At 42.4% G+C, this 14,897-nt stretch carries 12 protein-coding genes; 8 read left to right on the top strand and 4 right to left on the bottom strand.

Annotated features, from left to right (window positions below):
* Positions 1–108: 108 nt before the first annotated feature.
* The 3 genes from IJ00_RS20630 to IJ00_RS20620 all read right to left on the bottom strand — a co-directional run bounded on the left by IJ00_RS20630 (position 109) and on the right by IJ00_RS20620 (position 2,548).
* The gene (locus IJ00_RS20630) at positions 109–459 is read right to left on the bottom strand and encodes a DUF1257 domain-containing protein (protein ID WP_035156206.1); all 351 of its coding nucleotides are present in this window, start codon (positions 457–459) and stop codon (positions 109–111) included.
* A 137-nt stretch (positions 460–596) separates the two neighbouring features.
* On the bottom strand, positions 597–2,108 hold the full coding sequence (locus tag IJ00_RS20625; protein WP_035156203.1) for an AAA family ATPase: 1,512 nt from the start codon (positions 2,106–2,108) through the stop codon (positions 597–599).
* A 95-nt stretch (positions 2,109–2,203) separates the two neighbouring features.
* On the bottom strand, positions 2,204–2,548 hold the full coding sequence (locus IJ00_RS20620; RefSeq protein ID WP_035156200.1) for a hypothetical protein: 345 nt from the start codon (positions 2,546–2,548) through the stop codon (positions 2,204–2,206).
* 306 nt (positions 2,549–2,854) lie between these two features.
* Here IJ00_RS20620 and IJ00_RS20615 point away from each other — a divergent pair, with 306 nt between their 5' ends.
* The 4 genes from IJ00_RS20615 (at position 2,855) to IJ00_RS20600 (ending at position 9,123) form a co-directional block, all read left to right on the top strand.
* Positions 2,855–3,352, top strand: a complete 498-nt coding sequence (locus tag IJ00_RS20615; protein ID WP_046814881.1) for a hypothetical protein — start codon at positions 2,855–2,857, stop codon at positions 3,350–3,352.
* Between the two features lie 156 nt (positions 3,353–3,508).
* Positions 3,509–4,663, top strand: coding sequence for an NAD-dependent epimerase/dehydratase family protein (locus tag IJ00_RS20610; protein WP_035156198.1), 1,155 nt, complete (start codon positions 3,509–3,511; stop codon positions 4,661–4,663).
* 347 nt (positions 4,664–5,010) lie between these two features.
* Positions 5,011–6,144 (top strand): glycosyltransferase family 1 protein, encoded by a 1,134-nt coding sequence (locus IJ00_RS20605; protein WP_035156195.1) that lies wholly within the window; start codon positions 5,011–5,013, stop codon positions 6,142–6,144.
* A gap of 417 nt (positions 6,145–6,561) precedes the next feature.
* Positions 6,562–9,123, top strand: coding sequence for an adenylate/guanylate cyclase domain-containing protein (locus IJ00_RS20600; protein WP_035156192.1), 2,562 nt, complete (start codon positions 6,562–6,564; stop codon positions 9,121–9,123).
* A gap of 59 nt (positions 9,124–9,182) precedes the next feature.
* Here IJ00_RS20600 and IJ00_RS20595 read toward each other — a convergent pair whose 3' ends face one another.
* Positions 9,183–9,467, bottom strand: coding sequence for a hypothetical protein (locus IJ00_RS20595; protein WP_201782641.1), 285 nt, complete (start codon positions 9,465–9,467; stop codon positions 9,183–9,185).
* 589 nt (positions 9,468–10,056) lie between these two features.
* Between IJ00_RS20595 and purC the strand changes: the two genes are divergently transcribed.
* The 4 genes from purC (at position 10,057) to fabZ (ending at position 14,831) form a co-directional block, all read left to right on the top strand.
* A complete protein-coding gene (gene purC, locus IJ00_RS20590; protein ID WP_035156190.1) occupies positions 10,057–10,794 on the top strand; it encodes a phosphoribosylaminoimidazolesuccinocarboxamide synthase in 738 nt (245 codons plus the stop codon).
* A gap of 265 nt (positions 10,795–11,059) precedes the next feature.
* Positions 11,060–13,288 (top strand): BamA/TamA family outer membrane protein, encoded by a 2,229-nt coding sequence (locus tag IJ00_RS20585; protein ID WP_035156188.1) that lies wholly within the window; start codon positions 11,060–11,062, stop codon positions 13,286–13,288.
* 86 nt (positions 13,289–13,374) lie between these two features.
* The gene (lpxC, locus tag IJ00_RS20580) at positions 13,375–14,235 is read left to right on the top strand and encodes a UDP-3-O-acyl-N-acetylglucosamine deacetylase (protein WP_035156186.1); all 861 of its coding nucleotides are present in this window, start codon (positions 13,375–13,377) and stop codon (positions 14,233–14,235) included.
* A 68-nt stretch (positions 14,236–14,303) separates the two neighbouring features.
* Positions 14,304–14,831 (top strand): 3-hydroxyacyl-ACP dehydratase FabZ, encoded by a 528-nt coding sequence (fabZ, locus tag IJ00_RS20575; protein ID WP_035156183.1) that lies wholly within the window; start codon positions 14,304–14,306, stop codon positions 14,829–14,831.
* Positions 14,832–14,897: the final 66 nt, after the last annotated feature.

The following is a 14,897-nucleotide window of genomic DNA, read 5'->3' as shown; positions in this document are numbered from 1 at the left end:
AATTTTACAGAAAAATAAATACTGGGATTTTACCAGTTGGAAAAAAAGCGGGCTAACCGCTACTGACTTGGTTAACCCGTGCAGTTTTGGGAACGCGCGGAGAAATTACTATTGCAATACCAACTTCACGTTAGCGTTTTGCAGACCGCGTTGTTTAACTTCAGCCAGAGTTTTGTTAACAGCGTACTTCTGGTTAATGGAGTTGATCAGCTCGGTTTGATTATGCTTTTTAGCAACGCCCCACAGGTCTGCGATCAGGTCAAAAGAACCATCGCTATTGCGAGACCAACCTAAATCGTATTCGCCATCCAAAACTGCAACGATGTCAGAGCGAACACGTTGACCATTGTAACCACGAACATCAGCTTCAGTCTTTACAGTGATGCCCAAGTCACGCAGAGAAGATTTGAGGATTTCTGCATCGGTGATTTTAGTGCGCAGAGTGCTAAAATGAGACATTTGGGTTTCCTCCAAAGAGAAAATTGAGAAAAGGACAACGGTTTATTAGCGAAGCCGCGTTGAATTATGACGCGGTTTTTTTATGCTGCTAGCGTCTGCTGCTAGCCTTTCCCCTCTGTTTGAGCAGAGGAAAGCTTTTAGAACTCCATACGCTGATACTCAGCTACGGAGGATGCTGCGGGTCTTGCACGCTGTCTAGCCCAGTCCCTAAGGGCTGTGACTTGTTCTTGCATCGTTCGAGACAGGGGCAAGGTTGCCTTAAGCGCAGCAATAATATCTAATTGGGTGAACTCCCGATCTTGGGCAAAAGCTTCATACATTGCTGCCACGATCGCCTGTTCAATTTCTGCCCCAGAAAAACCGTCTGACATCTTGGAGAGTTGCTCCAAATCAAAGCGACTAATGTCTTTACGACGTTTCGTCAGATGGATATTAAAAATATCCTGACGTTCTTCTGGTGTGGGCAGATCCACAAAGAAAATCTCGTCAAAACGACCCTTTCGGAGGAACTCACCTGGCAAACGCTCTACCCGGTTGGCTGTTGCCATGACAAACACGGGAGATTTTTTCTCTTGCATCCAGGTAAGGAAAGAGCCAAAGATGCGGCTGGACGTACCACCATCGGAATCCCCAGAACCAGAGCTACCCGCAAAAGATTTGTCTAACTCGTCGATAAACAAAATTGCTGGAGATATTGATTCTGCCGTCTTCAAGGCGTTACGTAGATTCGCCTCCGAGCGACCCACCATTGAGCCGTCGTAGACTCGCCCCATATCTAACCGCAGCAGTGGTAAACCCCACAGCCGGGAAGTGGTCTTAGCGATTAAGGATTTACCGCAACCAGGGACACCTAAAATTAACATCCCTTTCGGTTGGGGCAGTCCGTATTCTCTTGCCCTTTCTGTAAAGGCGTTAGAGCGCTGTTTCAGCCACTTTTTCAATTCTTCTAAACCACCTACAGCGTTAATAGTTTCATCTTCTTCGATGTATTCTAATATACCATTACGCCGGATTAATTGTTTCTTTTCTGATAAAACTATATCAACTTCTTCTTCGGTGAGACGACCTGTGGTTACCTGAGCTTTACGATAAACTTTCTCTGCTTCATCCTTGGTCAAACCTAAAGCTGCTCGCAGGAGCTTTTCTCTAGCTTCGGTGCTTAAACGTCGTCCTCGATGATTATCAAGATGGTGAGTTAAGGTTTTATTTAACTCACCCATATCTGGTAAGGGAAAATCTAGTACAACTACTTCTTTTTCTAGCTCAATTGGTACTTGTTGCATGGGTGACATCAAAATGATGTTCTTATGCATACCTTTGAAGCCAGCGATCGCGTCACGCAAAGACCTGGTAGTTGCAGGTGCATCTATAAATGGATGTAAATCTTTAAGAATAAATATACCTGGTTCGCGCTGCCGAATAATCCAGTCAATGGCTGCCTCTGGAGAAACGGTATTATGTTGCGCGACATTGCGGGGTTGACCGTATTCAGCTATACCATGAGTTACTGTCCAAACGTAAACCCGTCTTTGCGGCTTCAATGCTTGAGCAATGTTAGAGATAGCCTGCTCAGCCCGCTCTTCCTCGGAGGTCACAAGGTAGATTAGAGGGTATTGAGCTTGAATGAGAATATTGAGCTCTTCTTTCATACTTCGACCTACTTGAGACCTTTTACAGATACTCCAGACATGGCAGCTGGCAAATTATAGACAGAACTATAAAGAATAAATTCAACATTCCCAGACTAACAAGGAACTAATTCTTCTTGAGTTTGAGGGTGATTTTCGCCCAGTTCCCCAACATCCATAACTAAATGTTCGGAACCGACTATTCCTGGCTGCTTTCCAAGGGCAACCAATTCTCCATCCCTTAGTATCAGAGAACTTTCACAGTTAGGACAGGAATAAACTTGATGAGTTCTCCCATAGGATGACTCTAACTCTTCTATCAGTTCAGCGTTTGCCAAATAGAAAACGAGGGCGCGTTCTGCAAGCTCTGACATTGGCTCAGAATCTACTGCGGAACGAATTTTCAGTTTCCTATGCAGGTCTGGCGACAAATACAAAGTAACCTTTTGCTTTGTTTGCATAATTCTTTTAACGGTCTTACCCGGGTATGCATCTAACAATATCGAGTCTGAGGAGCCTTGTCAAGACAGCAAAACGCTTTGACGGCAGTATTGTTACATAAATTTACACAAGACCTAAAGTTAGGGTAAAAAAATGAGGAAAAATATTTGTCTAAGTTATTACAAATATCTTCATCAAGGCATTTCCTTTCAGGAATTTTTGCCAAATTGAAATTGGGATCAATTTACCTGAAAAACCTTTAAAGTCATTGAATTGGCAAATATATAGTCAAAATTATCTTTCAGAGTCAGGTTTGTTTTATATCTATGAAAATTGCGATGAAAGCCTGGGGTATTAGTACAATTTTCTTGTTGCTTGGGGGGTGCGCGATCGCCTCCAATAATTCCAGTTCTGTGAACTTTAATAATCAAGATTGGAAAATTTACAGTAACAACCGCTACAATTTTCAATTTCCCTATCCAAAAAATTGGATATCTTCAGCGCCACCAGATAACGACGATGGTATTGCCTTTATTTCCCCTCGTAACAAGTCAGTAGAGATTCGGGGGTGGGCAGGCAACCGATTGCCAAGGATGATTGAGCCAGATACGAAAACAACAATAGACAAGAACTTTAAAACTGCTCAAGGAATTCCAGGAGTACTAACAGTGGAGGTAGGAAAAAAAGAAAGTGCGATGGTGCTGAACCTCAATCAAGGAAATATTAAATACTATTGGCAGGGGAAAGCTCCCAGCGATGAGTTTGATGACTATTACCGTTTTTTTTACTATGTTGCCCAGCAGTATCAGGTAAAGAAACAATAGGAGGATTTCACCCAAAAAAGAATTTTTCTATTCCCTATTAACTGTGAATGCTCGACTTCTCCCAGCAACTATTACTCACCTCAATTCCCATCTTCTTGGTTGAGAGGGGACATAAACCTGGTAGATTTAGCTATCAGCGAGTAAAAACTGGTGAAAATGAAAGTCCTGGTTATTGGTGGCGATGGCTATTGCGGTTGGGCAACCGCGCTTTACCTCAGCAATCGAGGTTATGAAGTTGGAATTCTAGATAATCTGGTGCGTCGGCACTGGGATAACGAGCTAGGTGTACAAACTTTAACTCCGATCGCCTCAATTCAACAACGAATCCAGCGCTGGCGTGATTTGACTGGCAAGCATATCGATTTGTTTGTGGGCGATATTACTAATTACGATTTTCTGCAAAAGGCATTGCACAAGTTTGAACCGAATGCGATTGTGCATTTTGGCGAACAACGTTCAGCACCTTTTTCGATGATTGATCGCGAACACGCGGTCATGACTCAGGTGAATAATGTTGTGGGTACTTTAAACTTACTCTATGCCATGCGGGAAGATTTCCCCGACTGTCACCTAGTGAAGCTGGGAACTATGGGTGAGTATGGTACACCCAACATCGATATTGAAGAAGGTTATATCACCATCGAACACAATGGGCGGAAGGATACTTTACCCTATCCCAAACAACCTGGTTCGATGTATCACCTGAGTAAAGTTCATGACAGTCATAATATTCATTTTGCTTGTCGCATCTGGGGGTTGCGAGCAACTGATTTGAATCAGGGTGTGGTTTATGGCGTGTTGACAGAAGAAACAGGTATGGATGAGATGCTGATTAACCGTTTAGACTATGACGGCGTTTTTGGCACAGCATTGAACCGTTTCTGTATTCAAGCGGCAATTGGGCATCCTTTAACTGTTTATGGTAAGGGTGGGCAAACCCGTGGCTTTTTGGATATTCGGGATACAGTACGATGTATGGAATTGGCGATCGCCAATCCTGCACAACCTGGAGAATTCCGCGTATTTAACCAATTTACTGAGTTATTCAGCGTTGGCGACTTAGCGTTAATGGTGAAAAAAGCAGGCAATGCCATCGGGTTAAATGTAGATATCAACAACATAGAAAATCCCAGAGTCGAAAAAGAAGAACATTATTTCAATGCCAAAAACACCAAGTTATTGGATTTAGGTTTGCAACCTCACTATCTCTCGGATTCTTTGCTGGATTCTTTATTAAATTTTGCCATCAAGTATCAGAACCGAGTTGACAAAAACGAGATTTTACCGAAGGTTTCTTGGCATCGCAAATAGTGCTGAAGTCCTGCTGAGTACATAATTTCCAGAATGTTGCATAAAATCCCATAATTCAATTTGAGGAATTTCCTTGACAACTTCTATTTGCCAACTTTTAGCCCAAAAGTTCTGGCGACAAGTACTAAACATACTTGATTCTCCTGCGTACTCAGCATTTCTTGACACTAAATTTTAGTCATTGGGAGGCGCGAGCATCTTGCGTCTCTCAACAAAGGCAATCAAAAGAAAATATTCCGGCAGGAGATGTTGAATTAGTCACGCCACGGGAGACAATTTATTTTGTAAATCATGTGAATCAGAGAATTGTCATTTCTGAGCATCCTGCCCTGACTGAATAGTATTTTATGAGAATCGCTTTATTTACTGAAACCTTTCTACCCAAGGTTGATGGCATAGTGACACGCCTACGGCATACAGTAGAACATCTACAACGCCAAGGCAATCAAGTGATGGTTATCTGCCCAGATGGGGGGATGACAGAATATAAAGGGGCAAAAATTTATGGTGTGTCTGGTTTTCCTTTACCCTTATATCCAGAATTAAAATTAGCCCTACCTCGCCCAGCGATCGCCGAAGCTTTAGAACAATTTCAACCTGATATTATTCATGTTGTAAACCCGGCGGTTTTAGGTTTAGCTGGTATATTTCATAGCAAGCTCCACCATATCCCCCTGGTAGCTTCCTACCACACCCATTTACCCCAATATCTCCAACATTACGGCTTAGGGATGTTAGAAGGAGTCTTGTGGGAACTACTGAAAGCAGCACATAATCAAGCAGCAATTAATCTCTGTACTTCCACGGCGATGATGGCAGAATTGTCTGGACACGGCATTGAACGAGTAGAATTATGGCAACGAGGTGTAGATACAGAAACATTCCACCCTAGTTTAATCAGTTCAGAGATGCGATCGCGTCTATCGCAAAATCACCCGGAAAGTCCCCTTTTACTCTACGTTGGTAGACTTTCTGCGGAAAAGGAAATTGAGCGTATCAAACCGATATTAGAAGCAATTCCTAATTCTAGATTAGCCCTAGTAGGTGATGGTCCCCATCGCCAAGCTTTAGAAAAGCACTTTGAGGGAACTAATACTTATTTTGTCGGTTATCTCATGGGTAAAGAACTCGGTGCAGCTTTTGCCAGTGCAGATGCATTTATTTTCCCCTCCCGTACAGAAACCTTAGGGTTAGTATTATTAGAGGCAATGGCAGCAGGATGTCCTGTGGTGGCTGCCCGTTCTGGGGGGATTCCTGATATAGTCACAGATGGGGTCAATGGTTTTCTTTTTGACCCTAGTCATGATGATCAGGGAGCGATCGCTGCGACTCTACGTCTTTTAGAACAAAGACAGGAACGAGAAACTATCCGTCAAAATGCCCGCAAAGAAGCGGAACGCTGGGGATGGGCAGCAGCTACAAGTCAACTACAGAACTACTATCGGCAGATAGCTTACTCTGAAGTCAGCAAAGCTGCATAGTTAATGTGCAAAAAGGGGCAAATTTTACGAAACAACTGAAGATTTTGACTAGCATAACTGTTTTCCCCAGAATGCCACGCAATTTTGGATGATGAAATCAGAGAAAATTCAGAACACAGAAACCAGGTTCTCAGGAATTGTGATCAGTTATTTGTATCATAACTTTGAGATAACTCTGGTTTCTCACAATCATCACCACGCAAAATTTATTTATAATCTAGGAACGTAAATTGAATCACCTGCAATTCTGATTGAGCTTGAAATGTTACGTTACGCTCCAGTCATACAATATTGCAGTTTATTTAATCCAATCTATTTACAGAAGATTGATTTATGAGATTTATTTAACACCAGATATTTTGAATCTCATTGTATTCAATTAGATTTCACACCTGCAATTTTCATTTGAATCTTACCATGACACTCCTCAATGTTGGTAGCGTTTTGGCAACATTAACGGAACTAACACAGGTTAACCGTACTCATACTTTATTATCGAGGGTAAAAGACCTTTCTGTTAATGAATTTGTTTGCTTATTAGATTTTATTACTGCGGAATTTCAACAGTTTCTCAGGGCAATAGAACTGATTAATAATGAAGCCCTAGAAACGATGTTAGAAAAGGTTTTAGAGGCAATAACTCTCAAAATTGGACAAATTCTCCAAGCAGAACACACCACAATTTTCTTAGTTGACAAAGATAAGGGGCAATTATGGTCAAAAATTCCCCAAGATAATATTAATAAACCCTTAGAAATTCGTACACCAATTAATTTTGGTATCCCTGGTCATGTAGCAAATACTGGTGAGTATTTAAATATTACTGAAGCCGCAATTCACCCCCTATTTAGCCCCGATTTAGAAAAGCAAATGGGCTATAAAATTCGTAATATTTTATGCATGCCAGTTCTTAGTAGCAAAAATCAAGTAGTTGCCGTAGTACAACTGGCAAACAAAGCGGCAAATATTCCCTTTAACCATGAAGATGAAGAACGTTTTCGAGATTTTGCTGCCTCCATTGGGATTATCCTGGAAAGTTGTCAATCTTTCTATATCGCCGCACGAAATCAAAGAGGGGCAACGGCTTTACTTCGAGCAACCCAAACCCTAGGGCAAAGTTTAGATTTAGAAGCAACTTTGCAAATAGTCATGGAGCAAGCGCGAATTTTAATGCAAGCCGATCGTAGTACTCTCTTTCTCCATCGTAAAGAGATGGGAGAATTATGGACAAAAGTGGCGGCAGCAGATGAAAAAACCATGATGGAAATTCGTATTCCTGCCAATAGGGGAATCGCTGGTTATGTAGCTTCCACGGGAGAAGCATTAAATATTTCCGATGCTTATAAAGACCCCAGATTTGACCCGACAACAGATAGAAAAACTGGATATGTAACTCGAAATATTTTATGTTTGCCGGTATTTAACTCTGCCAATGAGTTAATCGGAGTCACACAATTAATTAATAAACAGCAAGGAAGCTTTACTTCTTCCGATGAAGAGTTTATGCGAGCATTTAATATTCAAGCAGGTATTGCTTTAGAAAATGCTCGCTTATTTGAAAGCGTTTTATTAGAAAAACAATATCAAAAAGATATTCTTCAAAGTTTATCAGATGCTGTCATCTCTACAGATATGGAAGGACGGATTGTCACAATTAATGATGCAGCTTTGGAATTATTAGGTTGCCCTTTAAAAGAAAATCATGGCAAAGGCAATAAGCAACTGTGGGAACAAAATCTAATTGGACGTTTGGTATGGGATGTTGTTCCTATCGAGAATTTGCGGATGCGGCTAGAAGATAGTTTAAAGGTGGGGGCAAGACATTACGTTCCAGAACAAAGTTTAACGGTGGGTATATATTCGGTAAGTGACGAGACGCAGAATACAGAAGTTTGTATTTTGGCTGTGCGCGATCGCCATAATTCCCACATCTTTTTACCTTGGAATCTTTTTTATACACCCCAGTGTGACTTCCTCAGTGCTGATAATGTTATCGAAATCGAACGTAGTCTCAATCTGACAGTTAACCCACTCACAAACCCAGAGGGAGGGGTACGGGGTGGGTTGGTGGTTTTGGAAGATATCAGCCAAGAAAAAAGGCTAAAAAATACAATGTACCGCTACCTTACCCCTGGTGTTGCAGAGCAGGTAATGGCACTAGGGGAAGATGCTTTGATGGTGGGAGAGCGTAAGGAAGTAACTATTTTGTTCTCTGACATTCGAGGATATACCACCCTGACAGAAAATCTGGGAGCAGCAGAGGTAGTATCCTTACTCAATCAATATTTTGAAACTATGGTAGAAGCCGTTTTCAACCATGAAGGTACCCTGGATAAATTTATTGGTGATGCCCTCATGGCTGTGTTTGGCGCACCTCTACCCCTCACAGAAAATCATGCATGGCGTGCTGTACAAGCAGCCTTAGAAATGCGCCATCGACTGGCGGAATTTAACCAACGACGGATTGTGCAGGAACAACCACAAATTAATATCGGCATTGGTATTAGTTCAGGGGAAGTAGTTTCTGGAAATATTGGCTCTCAGAAGCGGATGGATTACACAGTTATCGGTGATGGAGTGAATTTGAGCTCTCGCCTTGAAGGAGTGACAAAAGAGTACGGTTGTGATATAGTTATCAGTGAATTTACTTATAATCTATGTAGCGATAAAATTTGGGTGCGAGAGCTGGATAAAATTTGTGTCAAGGGAAAATACCAGGCAGTAACAATCTATGAACTGATTGGCGATCGCCAAACACCTCTAGATGCAGACACTAAAGAATTCCTTGCACTCTACAAATATGGTAGGCAAGCTTATCTATCAAGGGATTTTGCCAAGGCGATCGCAATTTTCCAGTCAGCGAAAAAAATCCGTCCTACCGATCAGCCTGTAGAAATTCACTTAGAGCGATCGCTCAATTATTTACACCAACCACCAAGCAATTCTTGGGACGGTATTTGGACAATGGTTACAAAATAAGAACTATCAAAGTGTTGACAAAAAGTCAAAAAGCAAACTGAGTAATTAGACAATCGCTATTATTTGTCTGCTCTTCCCTCTTCTCCGTCATTACCTTGAAAAGGGTTGTCGCCGATTCCCAGTTGTTTTTTAGTTCGCTTCAAACCTTTCCACAGGGCTTTAATTTGTTCGTATGCTTCATCAGGGGAAATTTTACCAGCCGTCTCTAAATTACAAACAAAACTTATCTTTTGAGCGAACTCTTGTAAATTGGCATTGAATACTAGATTTTCCGGTTTTACCTGTCCGTAATAACGACCACGAGGATAAAGAAAATCGTCTTTATTCACTATTTGTATCTCCATTTTACTCACCCTACTGCTGCTCAACGGCAGACATTGACCATATTCTTGCCTACTTCCCATTTCTCTGATACACAATTTTGAGCTATGTAAATTTCCTGAGTATGGAAAATGTTTCTCCAGACCTCCTCCAGGAGTATGATTTAGTACTGACGTTTTATTTATATATTCTATTGATACTAGAGTGAAGTGCAACAAATTCTTATTTCATGAGAAATCTGTCGCTTCGGTTTGTCACCACAGGGTGAAAAATATTTCTGAGAAGAACCTCTTTACAGATACGTATCCTTCAGAACTATTTACACATAAAATCTACAGTCTACTTAGCTGATGATTCCTTACTCCCCCTAGCACATCAATTTAGGAGATAATATCTACCCAAACTTGTGATACCAGATGAAATGACTAATTATAGGCGACTAAAGATAGAATAATTAAGCTCCAAAGCGTCAAATTTATATCATTTTGAATTAAAGATTTGGTATTGTACCTTCCCACACTTAGTTGGGCTTTTGTCAATCCGTCTGTCTATAGACTTTTCAAATTGATATCATCAAACCCTGACATTTTTGTACTCACTCTTCCTTCTATCATGTCTGTGAATTCCAAACTATACGAAGGCAAAGCGAAAATTATCTATCCTACGGATACATCTAACATTCTTTTAGCTGTATTTAAAGATGATGCCACGGCTTTCAATGCTCAAAAACGAGGAACTATCCTAAATAAAGGAATCGTGAATTGTAGCATTTCAAGTAAAATTTTTCAACAACTAGAACTACGTGGGATAAAAACTCACTACATAGATAGCCCAGCGCCCAACGAGATGAGGGTCAAGGCAGTTAAAATTGTCCCCGTAGAAGTTGTGGTGAGAAATATTGCCGCCGGTAGTCTTTGTAAACAGACAGGTTTACCCCTAGGGACAGTTTTACCCAAGCCCTTAGTAGAGTTTTATTACAAAAATGATGCCTTAGGAGATCCACTTTTGACAGGCGATCGCCTATTTTTGTTAGAATTAGCCACTCCGGAACAAGTAGAGACAATAACCCATCTAGCATTGCAAATCAACGAGTATCTCCAGGATTTTTTCCAAAAGTGTGATATCACCTTAGTTGATTTCAAATTAGAATTTGGCTTGGATAGTCAACAGCAGATACTATTAGCGGATGAAATTAGTCCCGACACCTGTCGTCTTTGGGATAATGCCAGGAGTACAGACCCTAACCTGCGGGTATTAGACAAAGATCGCTTTCGTCAGGACTTGGGAAACGTTGAAGAAGCTTACCAGCAGGTTCTGCAAAGAGTATTGACAGTTGTACAAGGAGAGTAATCAGAACTGAGAAAAACACAGCAACAGACTCAGTAGTAAGAAAGTTATCCCTGACTATTGACAAATGACCATTGACGATTGACTAATGACTAATGACCGATAATTCCTTCATGGTGCAAGCCCTCAGAAGTATGGTGACAAGAGTAAATCATTCACCAAATTCTATGGGGATTCATCCATGGATATCAATCTCAAATCTCAAATCGACTGACTACTTTTGACTACTTTTTGATGGTGTGCGGACGTGAAGAGGAATTTAAATAAAATGCGCTTATCTCCGGTTCTAATGACAGTGGTGGCGATCGCTGCGCCTCTAGGTGATAACCTGAGTGCCAACGCCCAAACACCTGAGTCCAATCAGGATTTTCAAGTGGTAGGAGTCTTTCCTGCCACCAAAACCACAGAGAATCAATCCTCAGCAGTGGTTGTTCCCACCAAAACTCCTAATCAGATGGTACAGGTTCCCCCCCCAGAGGTTCCTGATATACCCCCACCAGATTCCCAACCCCAACCACCAGCCAATACTCCAGACACTCCAGCACCAGCCAATATTACCCCCAATACTCCAGACACCCCAGCACCAGAAAACCCACCCACAATCACACCTGCATTTCCTAGCAATCCGGAAAATGTTCCACCTAACCAAACACCTGCCGCAGCAGAGGAAACCAAGGTACTGGTATCAGAAGTAGTCGTTAAATCCCAAACAGGAGAACAAATAGTCCCGAAACTAGAGGACGAAGTTTACAACGCCATTCGTACAAAAGCAGGGCAAACTACCACTCGCGCTCAACTTCAAGAAGACATTAACGCGATTTTTGCCACAGGTTTCTTTGCCAACGTGCAAGCAGTGCCAGAAGATACACCTTTAGGGGTACGGGTAAGTTTTGTTGTGCAACCTAATCCCAACCTCACCAAAGTCCAGATTCAGGCAAATGGGGGACAAATTCCTTCCGTACTGCCCGCAGACACCGCAGATAAAATTTTTAGTAAGCAGTATGGTGACATCCTGAATTTGCGCGACTTGCAAGAGGGAATTAAAGAATTAAAAAAAGAATATGAAAAACGGGGTTTTGTCCTTGCCAACGTCATAGGTGCGCCTCAAGTACAAGAAAATGGGGTGGTGACTTTGCAAGTGGCTGAGGGTGTGGTCGAAAATATTCGGGTACGCTTCCGTAACAAAGAGGGGCAGGAAACTAACGAAAAAGGCGAACCCATCAAAGGTAGAACCCAGGATTATATTGTCACGCGGGAATTAGAACTGAAGCCGGGACAAATATTCAACCGCAACACCGTCCAGAAAGACCTACAACGGGTGTTTAGTTTGGGTTTGTTTGAAGATGTCAATGTCTCCCTCAATCCCGGTGATGACCCTAGCAAGGTGGATGTGGTGGTGAATGTGGTGGAACGTAATAGTGGTTCCATCGCTGCGGGTGCGGGTATTAGTTCTGCCAGTGGTTTATTTGGAACCGTCAGTTACCAACAGCAAAACCTCAACGGTAGAAACCAAAAACTGGGGGCAGAAGTTCAGGTAGGACAAAGGGAATTATTATTTGACTTTAGATTTACTGACCCATGGATTGCTGGTGACCCCTACCGTACTTCCTATACGGTTAATGCTTTCCGTCGGCGGTCAATTTCCCTAATTTTCGATGGGGATGACAAGGAAATACAAACCTTTAACCCCAGTAAACCCAATGACGAAGGCGATCGCCCCCGTGTCAACCGTCTGGGTGGTGGTGTCACCTTTACCCGTCCTCTCTCGAAAAACCCCTACAAGAATTCGGAATGGGTAGCCACCGCAGGGTTACAATACCAACGGGTTTCCATTCGTGACGAAGATGGAGATATCCGCAAACAAGGGAGATTGGAAGGTACGAATCAGTTCCTAGACTTGAGCGAATCCGGCAAGGGCGAAGATGACCTGTTATTATTACAATTTGGAGCCGCCCGCGATCGCCGCAACAATGCCCTACAGCCCACCAAAGGCTCTTTGTTACGCTTCAACGTTGACCAATCTGTACCCGTAGGTCTAGGTACTATTTTACTCACCCGTCTCCGTGGTAGCTATAGCCAATATTTACCAGTCAAATTCACTAACTTTTCCAAGGGACCCCAGGCGATCGCCTTCAACATCCAAGGTGGTACAGTTCTGGGAGACTTACCCCCCTACGAAGCTTTTACCCTGGGTGGTAGTAACTCTATCCGAGGCTACGAAGAAGGAGCTTTAAGTAGTAGCCGTACTTTCCTGCAAGCATCCCTGGAATATCGTTTCCCTGTCTTTTCCGTGGTGAGCGGTGCCCTATTTTTCGACATCGGTACAGACCTCGGTACTACCACCAGAGCGGCGGAATTACTGAATAAAAATGGTACAGGCTACGGTTATGGTCTTGGGGTTCGCGTCCAGTCTCCCCTTGGTCCTATCCGTATTGACTATGGTATTAATGATGACGGTGATAGCCGCATTAACTTTGGTATTGGAGAAAGATTTTAATTGAGGCAATGGGTGATGGGTCATAGAAAATCCTCTTAACCCCTCCCCTTTAAACCCTTTCTTCCCCTTCCCCCTAAATTTCCCCTATGTCACAACACACTCTTGCTCATGAGATTGTCCAAACAGGGGTAGGACTCCATAGTGGTGCTACTACCCAAGTGAGAATATTACCAGCAGAACCAGGACGGGGACGTTATTTTGTGCGTGTGGATTTACCCAACACACCCATGATTCCAGCACAGGTAGCTGCTGTTAATCAGGCAGTTCTATCTACCCAGCTAGGCAAGGATGAAGTTAGTATCCGCACGGTGGAACATCTCCTCGCATCCCTTGCTGCCATGGGTGTAGATAATGCACGCATTGAAATTGACGGTTGTGAAGTTCCCTTACTTGATGGTTCGGCTCAGATATGGACAGAAAGTATTCTCCAAGCAGGTTTAGTAGCACAAACCACTACAGATGAGGTTCCAGTAATCTCCATTACAGAGCCATTGTGGGTACGCCGGGATGATATGTTTGTTTGTGCAATGCCTGCTCAGGAAACACGTTTTACCTATGGTATTGACTTTGACCTATCGGCGATCGGCAATCAATGGTATAGTTGGTCACTGACAAATGCCCTAGATAAACCAGATACTTGTTTTGCGAGGGAAATAGCTCCGGCTCGTACCTTTGGCTTGCTACATCAAATTGAATATTTACAAAAATCAGGACTGATCAAAGGAGGTAGTTTAGAAAATGCCCTCGTTTGTGGACCTGAAGGTTGGTTAAATCCACCATTAAGATTTGCAAATGAGCCAGTACGTCATAAAATTTTGGATCTAGTAGGAGATTTGAGTTTATTGGGAAAATTTCCCCAAGCTCATTTTATTGCCTATAAAGCCAGCCATAATTTACACATTCAACTGGCGCAAAAAATCTTAGGTTTTGAGATTGACGATTCCTGAACAAGTCACAAATCTCAAAAGCATCATTGCCTACTTTGTCCAAAACAGCAAATCTAACTATACCGTCAATGTCAACTGCCACCGAAGCGAATACCACCGCTAACCCTAACCCAGGGTCTACCCAGAATCCATCCGATAATCCTGTGAGTAATCCCGAACCACAAAAAGTTTTTACTATTGAAGAAATTCATAAACTTTTACCTCACCGCTATCCCTTTGCCCTGGTAGACAGAATTATTGATTATATTCCTGGTAAAAGCGCTGTGGGGATTAAAAATATCTCTTTCAATGAACCGCAGTTTCAAGGGCATTTCCCCGGACGACCCATTATGCCTGGTGTACTCATTGTAGAAGCAATGGCACAGGTGGGTGGTATTGTGATGACCCAACTACCTCAATTAGAAGGGGGACTGTTTCTGTTTGCTGGTATTGATAAGGTGCGATTCCGTCGTCAAGTTGTTCCAGGAGATCAACTAATTATCACTACGGAACTGTTGTGGGTCAAACAACGTCGTTTTGGTAAAATGCAAGGTCGTGCCGAAGTTGACGGTCAGTTAGCTGCTGAAGGTGAACTGATGTTCTCCTTGGTCAATTAAATTTGATCAAAACTGCTTTTGTGGTTTTTGTGGTGACTGTACCATCATGACCTACGGAAGCTGAAT

This window comes from Calothrix sp. 336/3 (genome assembly GCF_000734895.2).
GTDB lineage: Bacteria > Cyanobacteriota > Cyanobacteriia > Cyanobacteriales > Nostocaceae > 336-3.
This window is presented reverse-complemented; position numbering and strand designations above follow the sequence as displayed.